The sequence below is a fragment of the Streptomyces sp. NPDC102462 genome, assembly GCF_044765425.1.
Taxonomy (GTDB): Bacteria; Actinomycetota; Actinomycetes; order Streptomycetales; family Streptomycetaceae; genus Streptomyces.
Map to the genome: position 1 here is coordinate 1 of NZ_JBIWKB010000105.1, position 15593 is coordinate 15593.

Below are 15593 nucleotides of genomic sequence, written 5' to 3' on the forward strand. Positions count from 1 at the left end.
GGCCTCACCTGGTCGACGGCTGCCTCCCGCCCACCGGTCTGACCATGGACGACGGCGCGATCAGACCGCCGGACTCCGCGAGTTCAACCTGAGTAAGGGCCAAGCTCAGGAAGAAGGGAGCTCAGACCTCGCAGTGCAGCTACCTGGAAGTCACGCAGCTGGCTCCGGGGCTACTGGTGCCGTGGGAGAGCCTGTGCCTTCTGCGCCGAAAGAGTCTTGTAGACGGTACCGGCGAGGTCGGGCAGCGTGTCCCCTTCGCCAACGGCGCTGTTGACAGCAATGGCGATGATCATGCCAGTCTTCGGGAAGTACATGTGCAGCACCCGGTTTCCATAAGTGGCCCCCTCATAGGCCCAGACCGTCCCGGCCACAGGATGGACGAACTTCACGACACCGAGCCCGAAACCCATGGGATCGTCGGCCGTGACGCTCTTGATGGGCTTACTCGTCTTCGCCGAGACCAGTGACTCCAGCTCGCGCTGCTGCGCTGAGGGCAGCAGTCGACCGCTGTACAGCGCCCTGTCCCAAGCCGTCATGTCTCTCAGTGAACTCACCAGGCCACCCGCCCCCTGCGCCCAGGACAGGCGGAGCCGAGGAAGTGACTTGTTGAGATGCTTCGGCAGGACGGAATGGGTGGAGTACGGCGTCGGCATGCGCGAGGCCGTGTCCGGAGGGCAGTCCGGGGGGAGGCAGGTGTCGTTCATTCCGAGAGGTTCAATGATGCGCTCGGCGAGCCGCTCATGGTAAGTATCGTGCGACGCTCGTTCGACAATCATCTGCGCGAGGAGGTAGTTCGTATTCGAGTACTCGTATTTCGCGGGACCCAGTGGCAGGCCCTCCACATAGGACATCAGGCGCTCCAGCGTGAAGCGCGTGGAGGGATTGGCGTCGAAATCCTTCAGGAACGCATTCTGCTCGGTGTAGCTGGGGATGCCGCTGGTCATCGACAGCAGTTGCTTGATGGTGACATCGCGCCACGCCGGATACTGGGGAAGCCACTTTCCCAGCTTGTCCCGTATGGACAGCTTTCCTTCGGCCTCCAGTTGAAGCAGCAGCACGGACGTGAACGCCTTGGTGTTGCTGCCTATCTGCCACAGCGCCTTGCTGTTCACCGGTCGACCACCGCCGTAGCGGGACGTCCCCGCATCGACCGAGATATCAGGTCGCTGATCGGCATAGGTCACCCGAAGGGAGACCGCTGAGAAATGATCCTTAGTGCCCTGAGCGTCCAGATATTTCTCGAGGTCACTTCGCAGTGACGCGGTGGCACTGCGAACGGATGGCTCCACCACTGCGTGCGCGACGGCCGGCCCACTTCCCGACACCATCATCCCCGATACAATCGCCGCGGTGACCGTCGCCAGGGCCACGAGGCGCTTCCCTTGCTGACCACCCCGCCGACGAAGCCTGTACCCCATTGTCGCTATTCCTCCATCGAATTGAACAGAACTGGGAACGACGATCACGCTATGCAGTGGAGGCACGGCAGGTAATGGGGGTAACCCCCCGCTTGGTAGAGGTGCTGACCCCCTGAGTGAGGCCAAGTACAGCTGCGAAGGCAGCCATCTGCCCGCCAGAAGAGGAGAGACCACGACGGTCATTGACTCATCACTGAGGTGAACAGATCAAGACCTTCTACACCGGTGAGTCGGTGGGGGCTGGTCGGTCGGTTGGGCGGTGACATCCGTTCCGACCGTCGGCCGTCACTTCACTCGCTGGTCGCTGCGCAGGCTCGTCGCCTGTCTGCGCACCCACGGCGTGCGGCACTTCCACGGCTGCCACTCGGTAGGTGACGACCGCCTGTGGGGCGTCAACCGCCACAGGAAAGGCACGCGAACACTCTGGACGCGCTGAAGACGATCTACCGCCTTTCAGGCAAGGGCGTTCTCGACCAGGGCGACAGTCGCGCGGGGGTCGTCGACTTGGAGCACGAGGCGTGTGTACCTCTCGTCGGCGAGTTCGACCACGACAGCCTTCGACGGATCCTTGACGTCCCAGAAGACCTTTTCACCCTCCTGATGGAAGGTGCCAGCGGTGATCACACCGGGTACGTGGGAGCCCGGCGCGCGGATTCCCTTGGGGTCGGCGGCGATACCGGGGTCGGCGGTCGCGCCACGGACGTTGGCCAGCGGGATGGTCAGGCTGCTCTTGAAGGACCAAAGTTTGTCGAGACCCTCGATCACGACGACGAGGTTGTCGCCGTCGATACGTATCAGTGCCATGTCGGGTTCTCTTTTCAAGTGAGAGGGCCGAGGTGTTGGGCCAGTGCGGTGGCAGCGTTGTCGGGATTGCCACGCAGGAGGATGCCCAGCGCGGCGGCGGTGAGGGCGGTGGCCAGGTCGGCCGGAACGCCGAGCGCGTCGGTGATCGCCTGGTCGACGGCGGCCAACGCGGCCGTCACCTCAGAGGCGACCTCCTCGTCGACCGGTGCACGTTCGATCGCTGCGAGCAGCAGCAGGCGGAGGTCGGCCGACGTGACGAGCCGCAGCGCGGCCGCAGCATCCGATGCGCCGGCGAGGGCGTCGAGCAAGGGACGGACGTCGTCGGCGAGGTGGCGGCGCAGAGCGATCAGATAGAGGCCGCGCTTGCTGCCGAACGTCTTGTACAGGCTGTTGCGGTGCACGCCGAGGTGGGCGACGAGGTCGTCAACGGACACACCGTCATACGCACGTCCGCCGAACAAGCCCACGGCGGCACGCACCGCTTCGTCCTCGTCAAATGCTCTTGGCCTCCCCATGACCACCACAGTAGACAATTGAGGAACGATCAGTCAAGAACGATCGTTCCTCAATCGCCGATCCCCTTCGAGGTCATCTGGCGGCAGTCATTGCGTCTGAGGCATCGTTGGGCGGCGCGAGTGCTCTTGCCAGGCGGGGAATGCCGGACCGAATGCCCCGTGTCAGCTTGTCCGGCGGGGGAGTTCGGCCGGTGGGACGGTGGTCGGCGCTGTGCTGGTGCGGGTCGGCAGGGAGTCCCATACCGCCTGGGCGATGGCCAGGTCCTGCCAGGCCATGCCGACGCTTTTGTAGACCGAGATGCCCGTGTCCGCGCGCAGGTCGGCGAGGTCGCCGAAGTCCGTCAGGCGGGTGGGGGTCAGGGCGCCTTCTGCGACGGCCTGCACGATGTCGCCCGCCTCCCGCAGCGCGGTGTGCCGGTGTTCGACGAGGACGAGGGAGGCACGGGAGAAGACACTGCCGTCGAGTTCGCGTGCGTCCGGCGTGTGGGAGCCCACGGCGACGACGAACGCGTGGTCGGCGAGGTCGGCGCCGTCGAAGACAGGTGTCGTGGAGGTGGTCGCGCACACGACGATGTCCGCTGACGCGACGTCCGCGCGCTCGCCGGCCCGCACATCGACACCCGAGTGTCCGAGCCGTTCGCACAGTGCCGCCACCCGCTCCGGGCGGCGGCCCACGATCCGCACCGTGTCGATCGCCCGCACCGCGCGCACCGCCTCGATGTGCGCCTCGGCCTGCGGGCCCGCCCCGAAGACGACCAGACTGCGGGCCCCTTCGGGCGCCAACTCGCGGACGACATAGGCGGATTGGGCGGCCGTACGGATGGTGGTGAGCGTGCTGCCGTCGAGGACGGCGAGCGGCGCCAGGGTGTGCGCGTCGAACAGCGTGTACAGGGCCTGGATCCGGGGCAGCCCCCGTTCCGGATTGCGGGGCGCCACGCCGACGATCTTCACGCCGACCGTCTCGCCGCCCGCCGCCGGCATCAGCAGCAGTTCGCCGTTGTCCAGCGGGACGTTGGTGCGCTCGACGAAGCCGCCCTGGGCGTAGGCGGGTGCCAGTGCCCGGCCCAGTGCCGCGATGGCCGTGGGCCACGACAGCAGGTCGGTGAGCTGGGCGGAGTCGACGAAGGGAAGGGCTCGCATGGGGCGGATCCTAGAAGGAGAGGTGCCGGTGGGCTGCGGAGCGCCCGTGCGGCGGTGGGCGGGATGAAGGTGAGGGACGGTGGAAAGTCTCCCAGCCGGCGTCAGGGGCGGCGTACCGGCTTTCTGGCCTGGATCACAAACACCGGACGTGCCGTGCCGATGATCTCGGGGTCGATGGCGGCGGGCAGCCCGATCAGCCGCCGCCCGCTCCTGGGCCCTGCTCGGCCTCAGCCGGACACCGCAAGCCGAGGCGTGACATGACATATAGCAGCGGGGGCGTTGGACCGGCAGGGCCGGCGTTGGTAAGACGTCGACGTAACAATCCTGTTGCCGCCTCGGTGCTCCGCCGTTCCCGGCCCGGGCTCATGCAGGATGGCTCACGATCAGCCTGTGCCGGCGTGCCGTCGGCGTGGAAACTGGCGGTCACTGTCGGCCCGTGCGCGGGAAGGGGTATGCATCGTGGGTGACCGTTCCGGAACCGGGCGCGCGACGGGCGACACCTTATGACCGACGGGTGAATTGCACTCGCCGACGACCAGGAGAAGCATTCCGATATGTCTGTAACCACCGACGCGGGTGAGCCGTTCGCGGCGCTGCGCCCGCGCGAGTCCCTCAGGGACGCGACGGTCCGCACGCTCCACGCCGCCGTCATCTCCGGCTACCTGCGGCCCGGTTCGGTGTACTCGGCCCGCGCGCTCGGAACGCAGCTCGGCATCTCGGCCACCCCCGTCCGCGAGGCGATGCTGGACCTGGTCAAAGAGGGCCTGGTGGAAGCCGTCCCCAACAAGGGCTTCCGCGTGGTCCAGCTGACCGAGCGGGAACTCGACGAACTCAACGAGCTACGGCGGCTGATCGAGGTCCCCACCGTGCGCCGCATCGCGCTCGCGGGCATCGACGACCCCGCCGGAATAGCCGAGTTGCGCGCGCTGGCCGAGGAACTGGTCCGCAGCGCAGGGGAGAAGGACTTCATCGCCCACCACGTGGCCGACCTCCAGTTCCACCTCAAACTGCTCGCCTACGCGGGCAACGAGAACCTCGTCCTCACCGTGCACAACCTGCGCATCCGCTCGCGCCTGTACGGCATGCCCAAACTCGCCGACCGCGGTCGGCTTCTGGCCACCGCGCAGGAGCACACCGAACTGCTCGACCTGATCATCGCCCGCAGAGCGGACGAGGCCGAGCAACTGATGCGGCGGCACATCGGGCACGTGCGCGGCGCCTGGGCCACCGGCGAGGACGGCGCCCCACAGCCGGGGGAGTGACACCTCTGCGGCTGGGAGCGCGTGTGGTCGCGTACCCGGGTCACGATGTCGCCGAGGTGGCGCAGGCCGTCGTCGGTCAGGGGGCCGAACAGCAGGCGGCGAGGCGGCTGGACGTGACCGGCCAGGACCCGCTGGAAGTGGGCCAGGCCGTTCGTCGGTGAGGGTGATGGCGGCCGCGCGGCCGCCGTCGGGGCCGGGGCCGCGGGTGATCAGCCGGCCGGCGTCGGTCTTGAGGCCGGGCACCCCCTGGTCAACGGCGCGGGCGGGGCGTTCGTCAGCGGCACCACCCCCGGACCCGAGGACGCGGGCCGCGGTGTGCGCAGGTGCGGGTCTTCGATCGTAGCGATGTCCTCTGGCCGACCCGCACGACACCGCCCGACAGGGAGCCGCGGTCCCCTCCTGTGAGGCAGGTTGCGTGCTGCTGTCGGTGACCTTTGCATCTGGGTAGGAATGTCTCAAACGTATCTGGCAGACAGGACATTCCGTCCCGCATGCTATGTGACATCCGACAGAGCAGACACGCGATGCCCCCACAGGACAAGGAGGTCTTGGTGGCCCGTCGCCATCAGCGCAACGCACTGCTCGCGGCTCTGCTGGCGGAGGCCGACTGGGGTGCGGCCGACCTGGTGCGAGCCGTCCAACGCGTGGCCCGCGCCGAAGGTCTGGACATTCACTACGACCGCACCGCGGTGGCCCATTGGCTTGCCGGGTCCCGCCCCAAGGCCCCCGTCCCCGAACTGGTCGCCGAGGCGCTGACCCGCCGCCTCGGGCGCCTGGTCCTGGCGGCCGACACCGGTCTCCTCCCAGGCGCCGATCCAGAGGAACAGTACGTACACGCCGTTACGGCGTCGATGCGGGAGAGCGCCGCGCACCGGCTGGTGGCCCTCGGCAGGATCGACGCCGATCCCACCCGCAGGGCCCGGCTGCTCTCCCTCGCATACCGGCAGTTCCTGGTGGACACCGGCTGTGGTGCCGGTTCCCCGCCGACCGTCCCGCGGCAACGCACGGAAACGACCCTGCATGTGCCCCGGCAGGGGCTGTGGACCACCACCGCCGACGTGGAACTCCTGCGTGCCATGGTCGCCTCGTTCGCCTCCTGCGCCGCCCAGTTCGGCGGCGGCCACGCCCGCGCCGCGCCCGCCGCGTACGTGGCCGACGACGTGGGCCGGATGCTGACCTCGGCCGCACCGTCCGAGCTGCGGACGGAGTTGATGACGGTGCTCGCCCAACTCACCCATGTGATCGGCAACATGACTGTCGACGCCGGACATCACGGGCTCGCGCAGCGCTACTACCTGCTGGCCCTGCAGATCGCGGCCGAAGCGGGGGACCGCCGGGGCCGGGCCCTCGCGTTACGGGCGATGAGCGTCCAGGCCACCCAGCTCGGGGCCCGGCGGTACGCGGCCGAACTCGCGGAGTCTGCGGTCGAGGCCGCCGGATCCTCCTGCGACGGGGATCTGCAAGCCTTTCTGTACGCGCAGCGAGCCCATACGCGCGCCCTCACCCAGGACTCCCGCGGTGCCCTGAAAGACCTGGCCGCCGCCGAAAGCAACCTGGAGCGGACCTCGGGCAACTCAGGGCCGTTCGCCTCCTACCCGAAGGCGGGATTCGCCTATCAGCGGGGCCAGACGCTTTACACGCTGGGAGAAACCTCGGCCGCGCTGTCCGCCCTCAGCTATGCGGCGCAGCGGCGGGCGCCGCACGAACGCCGGGTGCGGGCCCTCACCCACGCGCGGTTCGCCGAGATCCTGCTGGAGCTGGGCCGGGTCGAGGAGGCGTGCACCCACGCGGCCGCGTTCGCCGACGACTACCCTCTGCTCCGCTCCCATTGGGCCGTCATGGCATTGAAAACGCTGCGTGCTCGTCTCGCGGCGTTTCCCCGGGTGCGGCGGGCGGTCGCGCTGCTGCAGCGGCTGAGGGAACTGGAGGCCGGAACGCCACCGGTCAATTAGGGCGCCCCGTTCTGTGGTGGGGCGGGGGATCGTTCAGGATGTCTCTCGGAGGGGACTCCGATGCGCCTCGCGTTGTTCTCACCGAATTACCGGGCTGCCCGTACGCCTCGAATCCCCACCGGGAATCCTGCGGAACGGGGCGCCGGGCGGCTTCGGAGCCTTCGGCCAGCGCGGCACGGGACAGAGCAGCGACTAAATCATCTAACGGGTCGTTCATAGGGGGTCTATGACCACGGTTCATGAAATTCTTAGCAGACTTTTCACACCATTCCACCGAATAGCGTAGGTCAATGGTCGCAGTCACCTTCATACTCGTCAGACCGTCACAAACCGCAAGGAGGACGGCAGCCGTCACCGAATCGGGAGCTGGTCCTCGTTGAAGATCCTGGCGCAGGCGCCCGACGAGCTCGACGACCTCCGTGGCGAGCTGCTTCTTGAGTGTTACGAGGAGCCCGCCCCCGCCGCCGACACTCGGCCGGTCTATTCGTGCCAGGTCCGGCTGCCGGGGCCTGCCCTCCACCCGGAGGCCGGCCGGAGGCGACGCGCCGCATCCTCAGCGACCGCCCAGAGCACTCCGACAGCGCGAAACGGCTACGCCGGCGGATCCGGGAGCTGAAGGAACCGCGGACCGCCGACGCCGAAGAGACCGCCCAGCTGACGACCGACACCGAAGCACTGGTCGGCGTCCCGCACCCGTCGATGACGGCGGACCGTCCGCTGCGCCGGCAGTTCGCCGACCACACGACCGTCGTCCGCACGCCGCCCACCTCAAGCCACCCGTGCCAGGGACAGCGCCCGCCCGCTGCCACCCGACTTCTCGCGATGCCGTTCCTGCTCATCGACGCGGCGGCGTTCTGAGGCGCTGCTGGTGATTACGCTGCGAGGTATGAGGGCGGTGGACAAGAGTGATCTGACGGGGCGGGCGCGGTTGCGGGAGGCGGCACTGGAGCTGTTCGCGGAACGGGGCTTCGAAGCGACGTCGACGCGAGCGGTGGCCGCGGCCGCAGGGCTTTCGCCGGCTTTGGTGACCCGGCACTTCGGATCGAAAGAGGGGCTGCGGGCGGCGGTCGACGCATACGTGCTGGACCGGATCGGCACGGAACTCAAAGCGGTTGATGCGGACGCCGGGCTGATGGAGTCGCTCGGCAAGGTCTCGGCCCGGCTGTTCGGAGCCGACCCCGTGCTGCGCGGATACCTGCGCCACGTCCTGATGGAGGACAGCGCGGCGAGCGCCGCCCTGTTCGGACGGCTGCTGAACGGAGCGCGGGCCGAGCTCGGGCGGCTGGCCACGGAGTACGGCGGCCGCGAGCCGGAGGGCGAGTGGGCGGCGTTCCAGGTGCTGTGCCTGGTCCTTGGGCCGTTGTTGCTGGAGCGGGTCATGCAACCGCATCACGCCGAGCCGATGTTCGATCCACAGGTCCTGGCACAGCGCAGCGCCGCCAACCAGCGCCTGCTGCTGCAGGGCCTCTACGGCTCACCCGAGGATCGAAGCGGGGGATAGCACCAGTGCGGGAGTGTACAAGTGTTCAGCAAGCTGAACGCATGTACACCACCGATTCCGGAACGCAGCACGCCGTGCGCGCCGTCTGGACTGGCTGGACAACCTACGGATCGCGCTGACGGTCCTGGTCGTGGTCCACCACGCCGCCCAGCCGTACGGCCCCGCGGACTGGTGGTATGTCGAGGGGCAGCCGCGCACGCCCGCCCTGGCCACCCTGTCCGCGGTCGACGGCTCGTTCTTCATGAGCCTGTTCTTCTTCGCCTCCGCCGTCCTTGTGCCCGGCTCCCACCGACGCCACGGCACCCGGCGGTTCCTGAAAAGCCGTCTGGTCCGGCTCGGCATCCCCGTGGCGGTCGGCGCACTGACCATCGTGCCCGGTCTGATGTACGCGTACTACGTCCACTACCGCGGCTACCGGTCCATCTCCTTCCCGCGCTACTTCACCGACGTCTACCTCGGACTGGGGGACAAGCCGGCCGACTGGACGGGACCGTCCTGGCCGGACCTGCAGTTCGGGCACCTGTGGTTCATCCAGAACCTGCTGGCCTACACCGTGTTGTACGTGGTCTGCAGCCGAGCCGGCCGTCTGCTGGGGCACTTGTGCCGCCCCACCCGGACCCGCGGGCAGCGCCCGGCCCCCGGGCACCGGGCCCTGTTGCTGACGACCGCGGCGATCACGGCCGCCACCTTCCTGATCCGGCTGAAGTACCCGCTGGACACATGGGTCCCGGTGCTGGACTTCCTCCAGGTCGAGCCTGCCCGAGTGCCGCAGTACGCCGCCTTCTTCACCATCGGCGTGCTGGCCCATCGCCACAACTGGCTGGAGAGGTTCGACGCCCGCACCGGATGGGTGTGGCTGGGCGGCGCTCTGGCCGCGGTCGCCGTACTGTTCGTGACAGGCGCGGACGCCGACTGCTTCGGTCCCGGCGGCTTCACCGCACCGGCCCTCGCGTGGGCGGCCTACGACAGCGCCCTGTGCGTCGCCCTGTGTGTCGGCCTGGTCACCGCGTTCCGTGAAACGGTGACCCGCAGCAGTCACCTGACGACGGAGCTGTCCGCCAACTCCTATGGTGTGTACATCCTTCACGTGCCGCTGGTGGTCACCGTCCAGTACTACCTGGCAGACCGCGGCTTTTCCCCAGTCGCTTCGTGGGCGACGACCAGCGTGCTCGGCCTGGCGGGCGCCTTTCTGCTGGCGGCCGGGATGCGACGGCTCCCTGGTTTCCGTCACGTGCTGTGAGCTGTCCCGCGAGCAGCAGGGCCTCGTCAGGCAGCGGTTCTACGGTGGCACCACCGCGCGTCTCGACCGTACGAGCCGCAACCTGAAGCTCGCGGGGGCACGAACACCGCCCCGGCGACCCCTCGCTCACATGATGGAGGACGATTCCGGTGGCACTCCAGTGGGGGATCGGGCCCTCCCCGTGTGGCTCAGCGCGACTCCAGTGCGTCCAGGGCCACGGCCTGTGCGATGGCGAGGCGGCGGTCGAGGCCAGGGTCCGCGATGTCGAGCACGTACCGGTCGCGCAGTCCGAACTTCTTGTCGAATGCCATCAACCGCTTGTCGCCCACGGTGAAATCGAAGTGGTACGGCCACAGGAACGGCACGAAGTCGGTGAACGGCAGCAGGTCCCAGACCCGACGCACCACGGCCACCACCCAACTGCGCTCGCGCCCGGTGAGTTCCGTCGTGCCCGGCTGGTCCATGCTCCACGTGGAGCGCAGCAAGGAGGCGACGGGCTTTTCCTGGAACGACCCGATGATGTCGCCCAACGTGTCCCGTACGTCGTAGACGGCGCCGAGATCGACGATCCGGCGGGCCTCGAAGGTGCACAGGACGTGGTCCATGGACTCGTCGGTGTAGATGGTCACATGCTCCTTGAGCGTCATCCGCTTCTGCTCGGCGAAGGCGACGACCTCGCCGTCGGAGCCGTCGGGACGGGCCACGGTCACCACGTACCGGTTCACGATGAGGGCCGTCTTCTGCCGTATGTTGAACCGCTCGTGCGCCTGCAGGTGTGCGTTGTCCACGTGGCGTCTCCCGCTTTCCGTCTCTGGCACTGCCCGGCGTGTTCGGTCCAGGTGTGCACTGCTCGCCGCTGTTCGTGCTCTGCACCATCGTCGCCACGACGGGCGCCCCGGATCAGTCCCCGGAAGTCGCGGCCCGCAACTACCGACGACGACAGCACGGGAGCCCCAACCGCGCCCGTCCTGGCCGGGGTTGTTCACTTTCGTAGTCCGCCGGCACGACGCAGGGATGATGCGGGCGCTCCCGGGGGCTGTCTATCGTCGGCCCGTGAGAGTGGACGAAGCAAACACCGCGCGCGTCGCCCGGCCGCTCCGGCTACGGCGCCGACCTGCCGCCACCGCGATTCCCTGGAATCGCAGTCGGATCGCCGGGGAGACCGTGCTCGCCGTTGTCCTTGCCGGGCTGGCGGGCCTGTTCGACGCCGTGGGGGCCGGGTTCGGCGTACGAACCGTCGCTGTCGTCACGGGCGTTGCCCTGCTGTCGCTGCTCCGGCGCGCGCGGCCGGCGACCGTCCTGGTCGTATCGGCGGCTGCGGCCGGGGCGTGGATCGCCGCGGTGCCACTACTCCTCTACGCGAGCTGGTCGGCCGGCAGCCGCATCATGCGGCCTCGGCGTGTGGTCGCCACCTATGCCGCCGCGCTCGTGCTGCATACCGCCGTGTCGGCCTGGAACGAGCTCACCGCGGCTGGCCTGCCGCTGCCCGCCGCGGGGGCGCTGGGCGCGGGTGAGTTCCTCGCGCTGGCGATCGTGCCAGGGCTGGCCGCCCGCTACCGGGCGCAGCGCCACGCACTGCTGGACGCGCTGCAGCGGAACAACGTCCAGCTCGTGCGCGAGCAGACCATGGTGGCGCAGCAGGCGCGCCTGCTGGAGCGCGGCCGCATAGCCCAGGACATGCACGACAGCCTCGGTCACCAACTCGCCCTGATCTCGGTGCACGCGGGCGCCTTGCAGGTCGATCCGGACCTGACCGACCGCCAGCGCGAAGGGGTCCGGATCCTGCGGGACGCCTCCGTGCACGCGATGGCGGAACTGCGCGAGGCCGTTGGCATCCTCCACGAGGACCGGGACGACAGGGACCGGCCCGACCACCGCACCGGGCACGTGGGGAAGGCCTGGCAGCCGCCGGGCGCGGCAGCCGACACCGACGGCGGGCAGCCGCGCTCCCGGTCGGTCGCCTCCCTCGACGGCCTGGTCGAGTCGTCCCGGGCCGTAGGCGCGACCGTGGAACTGCACCGGTCCGGCGCCGTCCGGCCGCTGGCGCCCGCCGCCGATCACGCGGCGTACCGCATCGCCCAGGAGGGCCTGACCAACGCGCACAAGCACGCCCCGGGCGCCCCGATCACCCTTGCCCTGCGCTACGAACCGGACAGCCTGGTCGTCGAGGTCGCCAACGGGCCCGCGCCGGCCGGGACACCGGATGCCCCGGCTGCGGTCAGCGGCGGCCAGGGACTGAGAGGACTGCACGAGCGAGCCCAACTCGTCGGCGGCATGGTGCACTCCGGGCCCACCGCGGACGGCGGCTTCCGCATCGCGGGCATGCTGCCCTACGGCAACGCCGGCGGCGAGTCCCTGCCCCGCCCGGACGGCGCGACCTCCGTGTACCCGGGCGACGACTTTGGAGGGCAGCCGGGGGTCGGCGCGGCGGATCACAGTAAGGCGGTCTTCAACCGTGCTGATCCGCAAGGGGAGTTCGCCGCCACCATGAGCAGCAAGAAGAATGTGGCCATCGGCTGCGCCGTCACCGCCGTCGTCCTCGTCGGGGGCGTGATCACCCTGGCCGTCTGGGGGGTGGGCGCGCTGCTGGACGAGGTGGACAAGGCCACGATCCCGCCGAGCGTCTACGAGCGGGCGAAGGCCGGCGCTCCCGAGGCCGACGTGCAGGACGAACTGCCCGACGAGGACTCGGTGCTCACCGAGGACTACAAGAACATGGGCCCGCGGAAACCCGAAGGCGCGACCTGCCGTCACTTCGGGTCCGACGACCCCGATGACACCACGACCATCTTCCGCTTCTGCTTCCGCGACGGAAAGCTGGTCGCGAAGCAGACCTTCCAGGACAGGAGCTGACCCGCAGGACGGGGACATGACCCGGCCCGCACTTCCTCACACCATCCGCGCGACGGATCCGGCCTCATCAGGGCATGATGGCCAGGCCATACAGTCCGCTCTCCGACCGATACCGCGCAGGAGGCCGTGTGATCCGGGTCCTCGTCGCCGACGACGAGCCGCTCATCCGGGCCGGCATCAGGATGATCCTCACCTCGGCCGACGACATCGACGTGGTCGCGGAGGCGGGTGACGGCCGCGAGGCGGTGGAGACCGCCCGGGGCACCGCCGTCGACGTGGCCCTGCTGGACATCCAGATGCCGGTGATGGACGGACTGACGGCCCTGGCCGAACTGCGCCGGGCCGCGCCGGATGTGCGAGGGCTGATCCTCACCACGTTCGGCGAGCGCGACAACGTACTGCGCGCGCTCGGCCACGGCGGCGCGGGTTTCCTCCTCAAGGACTCCGCACCCGACGAGCTGATCCACGCGGTGCGGGCGGCGGCGGCCGGCAACGCCTACCTCTCACCGGCCGCCACCCGACACGTGGTGGACGCCCTCGCCTCCCCCGGGGCCACCGCCCGTGCGGAGGAGGCCAGGCACCGCCTCGACGGGCTCACCGCACGGGAACGCGATGTGCTCGCCCTGCTCGGAGAAGGTTTGTCCAACGCGGACGCGGGCCGAAGGCTGCACATGAGCGAGGCCACTGTGAAGACGTACGTCAGCCGGATCCTCACCAAGCTCGGGTGTGACAACCGGGTCCAGGCGGCCCTGCTCGCCCGCGACGCCGGCCTGCACCCGGACGGGATGTGACCGGGCCTGCCACCCATCCGGCAGGCCCCTCCCCCATGCCCCGGCGGACGACCCGGGCTGCCGGTCGTGGCGCCCACCACGCACAGGACATGCCTCCCGAACTCGCCGAACCATGTGTCTAGGAACGGCCCGGTACGCGCAGCGCACGCAGACCATCGACCAGTTGCGCTCGCTCATGGTCACCGCGCCTTCGGCGGTCCGCGACAAGCTGCGCGGACTGCCCACCCGAGAGCTCATGGAGTCCCTGGCCCGGTCCCGCCCCACCGGCGATGCCGCCGATCCCGGGCGCACGACCCGGATCACGCTGCGTCGTCCGGCCCGCCGCTGACAACCCCGACCGGCTCCGCTCGGAAGCCGCCTTCGCGCACCTGTGCGCCGCAGCGCCGGTCTCCGCGTCCTCGGGCCGAACCGACCGTCGCCAGGCATGCCGAACGCCAAGACGACGGCCGTCCCAGTGCCGGCAGTTCGGTCGCCGGCCTCGACGTCCCCGGAGCTGCGCGCGAACAGGGCGACAGCACCCCGACCCACGCGGCAGATGCGGGCGCCGGCCAGGTCACTCCGGCTGATCGTCCAGGTTCGCGATGATCCTCTCGGCGATGGTGCGCAGCTGCGTGACCTCGGTCGCGCTGAGGCCGGCGAGTACCGTGTCCCAGGCGAAGACGTCCTGCAGCGGCAGCACGCGCTCCACGAGGTCGAGACCACGCCGCGTGAGGACGGCCTGGTAGGCACGGCCCTTTTCGGGAGTGTCCTCGCGGCGGAGCAATCCGTCAGCCTCAAGCGAGCGGAGCGCATGTGACAGGCGGCTCTTGTGGAATCGCAGTGCCCGGCTCAGTCGGGTCAGACCCATGGTGTGCCGGTCCGCGCCGGCGAGCAACGCGAGGATCTTGAAGTGGCTGTGCGGGATGCCGGCGTCGCGCCGCGTCCGTCGATCGAGCTCGGCCTCGACCAGGTGCGCAAGGATCACCAGTGACTGCCAGTTCTCCCGCTGCTCCTGCAACGCCCGGGGCCGGGCGAGTTCGACGGATTCGGCGGAGGCTCGGGCCCGCCGTCCGCTCGACCAAGGCGTCGTGAGATCAGGCACTCGGCCGTCCACCTCTCCCGGCTTGCCGAACGGCGAAGCCTTCGTTGTGTCTTGCACACGCTCAGTGAGTTGCGGGTTCAACTCATTACCCGACAAACTCAAGGGGACGAGTCTAGTCATGTCGGCTCGGCTCGTCGTTGACGTGCTCCCTGGGCTAAAGTCCGGGGATTCCGGCCTGGGTCGTCTGACCCTTCCGTGGGCTTCCTGCTTCACCGCGCTGTGCGGGCACGTGTGCCCGTCTTACCGGCGCTCCACAGGCGTTTGGCGTCTCCGCCCGTCCGGCGGCGACGATACGGCGTCCTTCGAAGAGGACGTTGCGGGCTGCGTTGTGGTCGCGGTCGTGCACGGTGTGGCACTTGCCGCACGTCCACTGCCGGACGTGGAGGGGCTTGGGGCCGTCCCGGAAACCGCAGGCGGAGCAGACCTGGGAGGACGGGAAGGCCCGGTCCACCTTGGCGAAGGTGCGGCCGTGCTTGATCGCCTTGTACTCCAGCATCCGGACGAACGTGGACCATCCCGCGTCGTGCACGGACTTGGCGAGCCGGGTGCGGCCGAGGCCGGACACCGCAAGGTCTTCCACGTACACCGCTTGGCTGTCGCGAATGATCTGTGTGGATGCCTTGTGGTGCCAGTCCCGGCGCCGGTCGGCGACCTTGGCGTGCTGGCGTGCGACCTTGAAGCGGGCCTTGGCCCGGTTCTTCGACCCCTTCTGCTTGCGGGACAGCTCCCGCTGAAGGCGCCTGAGCCTCTTCTCGGCCCGGCGCAGGAAGCGCGGGCTGTCGATCTTCCGGCCGTCGGACAGGACGGCGAAAGCGGACAGGCCGAGGTCAATACCGGCGTCCGTCTCCGCCTCGGGGAGGATGTCCGGCTCGGTGTCCACGACGAAGCTGAGGAAGTACCGGCCGGAGCTGTCCTTGGTGACGGTCACAGAAGTCGGGGCGGCCGGAAGCCGGCGGGACCACGTGACCTTGAGGTTGCCGACCTTGGCCACGTACACCGTGCCGTCGCCCTTCAGGGAGAAGGCGTTGGTGTTGAG

At 69.2% G+C, this 15593-nt stretch carries 16 protein-coding genes and 1 pseudogene; 10 read left to right on the forward strand and 7 right to left on the reverse strand.

All coding sequences use genetic code 11. From position 1 onward, the window contains the following. Positions 1–170: 170 nt before the first annotated feature. Positions 171–1370 carry a serine hydrolase domain-containing protein gene (locus ACIRFL_RS42195; protein WP_404040614.1) on the reverse strand — a complete coding sequence of 400 codons (1200 nt, stop codon included), beginning with the start codon at positions 1368–1370 and terminating at the stop codon, positions 171–173. Between the two features lie 376 nt (positions 1371–1746). Between ACIRFL_RS42195 and ACIRFL_RS42200 the strand changes: the two are divergent. Beyond that, positions 1747–1862 (forward strand): annotated as a pseudogene (locus ACIRFL_RS42200) (IS630 family transposase); the annotation flags it as partial. A gap of 9 nt (positions 1863–1871) precedes the next feature. Here ACIRFL_RS42200 and ACIRFL_RS42205 read toward each other — a convergent pair. From ACIRFL_RS42205 to ACIRFL_RS42215, 3 genes are all read right to left on the reverse strand, one after another. Then, complete coding sequence (locus tag ACIRFL_RS42205; RefSeq protein ID WP_404040617.1) at positions 1872–2222, reverse strand: hypothetical protein; 351 nt, start codon at positions 2220–2222, stop codon at positions 1872–1874. A 14-nt stretch (positions 2223–2236) separates the two neighbouring features. Continuing rightward, entirely contained in the window at positions 2237–2737 is a 501-nt protein-coding gene (locus tag ACIRFL_RS42210) for a TetR/AcrR family transcriptional regulator (RefSeq protein ID WP_404040654.1), read from the reverse strand. 162 nt (positions 2738–2899) lie between these two features. Further along, positions 2900–3877, reverse strand: a complete 978-nt coding sequence (locus ACIRFL_RS42215) for an ornithine cyclodeaminase family protein (protein WP_404040619.1) — start codon at positions 3875–3877, stop codon at positions 2900–2902. Between the two features lie 554 nt (positions 3878–4431). Here ACIRFL_RS42215 and ACIRFL_RS42220 point away from each other — a divergent pair. The 6 genes from ACIRFL_RS42220 (at position 4432) to ACIRFL_RS42245 (ending at position 9832) form a co-directional block, all read left to right on the forward strand. Beyond that, positions 4432–5139, forward strand: a complete 708-nt coding sequence (locus ACIRFL_RS42220) for a GntR family transcriptional regulator (RefSeq protein ID WP_404040621.1) — start codon at positions 4432–4434, stop codon at positions 5137–5139. 23 nt (positions 5140–5162) lie between these two features. Then, positions 5163–5300 (forward strand): hypothetical protein, encoded by a 138-nt coding sequence (locus tag ACIRFL_RS42225; RefSeq protein WP_404040624.1) that lies wholly within the window; start codon positions 5163–5165, stop codon positions 5298–5300. Positions 5301–5690: 390 nt separating this feature from the next. After that, entirely contained in the window at positions 5691–7091 is a 1401-nt protein-coding gene (locus ACIRFL_RS42230; protein ID WP_404040627.1) for a hypothetical protein, read from the forward strand. Between the two features lie 486 nt (positions 7092–7577). Then, positions 7578–7949 (forward strand): hypothetical protein, encoded by a 372-nt coding sequence (locus ACIRFL_RS42235; RefSeq protein WP_404040629.1) that lies wholly within the window; start codon positions 7578–7580, stop codon positions 7947–7949. Positions 7950–7977: 28 nt separating this feature from the next. Then, positions 7978–8592 carry a TetR/AcrR family transcriptional regulator gene (locus ACIRFL_RS42240; RefSeq protein ID WP_404040631.1) on the forward strand — a complete coding sequence of 205 codons (615 nt, stop codon included), beginning with the start codon at positions 7978–7980 and terminating at the stop codon, positions 8590–8592. A 130-nt stretch (positions 8593–8722) separates the two neighbouring features. Further along, positions 8723–9832: an acyltransferase gene (locus tag ACIRFL_RS42245; protein WP_404040634.1), complete on the forward strand. Its 1110-nt coding sequence runs from the start codon at positions 8723–8725 to the stop codon at positions 9830–9832. 188 nt (positions 9833–10020) lie between these two features. Here ACIRFL_RS42245 and ACIRFL_RS42250 read toward each other — a convergent pair whose 3' ends face one another. Then, a complete protein-coding gene (locus ACIRFL_RS42250) occupies positions 10021–10620 on the reverse strand; it encodes a hypothetical protein (RefSeq protein ID WP_404040637.1) in 600 nt (199 codons plus the stop codon). 376 nt (positions 10621–10996) lie between these two features. Here ACIRFL_RS42250 and ACIRFL_RS42255 point away from each other — a divergent pair, with 376 nt between their 5' ends. From ACIRFL_RS42255 to ACIRFL_RS42265, 3 genes are all read left to right on the forward strand, one after another. Further along, on the forward strand, positions 10997–12685 hold the full coding sequence (locus ACIRFL_RS42255; protein ID WP_404040639.1) for a sensor histidine kinase: 1689 nt from the start codon (positions 10997–10999) through the stop codon (positions 12683–12685). 128 nt (positions 12686–12813) lie between these two features. Then, positions 12814–13476, forward strand: coding sequence for a response regulator (locus ACIRFL_RS42260; protein ID WP_404040642.1), 663 nt, complete (start codon positions 12814–12816; stop codon positions 13474–13476). A gap of 112 nt (positions 13477–13588) precedes the next feature. Further along, positions 13589–13804 carry a hypothetical protein gene (locus ACIRFL_RS42265; protein ID WP_404040645.1) on the forward strand — a complete coding sequence of 72 codons (216 nt, stop codon included), beginning with the start codon at positions 13589–13591 and terminating at the stop codon, positions 13802–13804. A 225-nt stretch (positions 13805–14029) separates the two neighbouring features. Here ACIRFL_RS42265 and ACIRFL_RS42270 read toward each other — a convergent pair whose 3' ends face one another. Together ACIRFL_RS42270 and ACIRFL_RS42275 are read right to left on the reverse strand one after the other, a co-directional pair. Beyond that, the gene (locus tag ACIRFL_RS42270; protein WP_404040648.1) at positions 14030–14659 is read right to left on the reverse strand and encodes a MarR family winged helix-turn-helix transcriptional regulator; all 630 of its coding nucleotides are present in this window, start codon (positions 14657–14659) and stop codon (positions 14030–14032) included. Positions 14660–14711: 52 nt separating this feature from the next. Beyond that, a partial coding sequence (locus ACIRFL_RS42275) for an RNA-guided endonuclease InsQ/TnpB family protein (RefSeq protein WP_404040651.1) occupies positions 14712–15593 on the reverse strand: 882 nt, incomplete at its 5' end.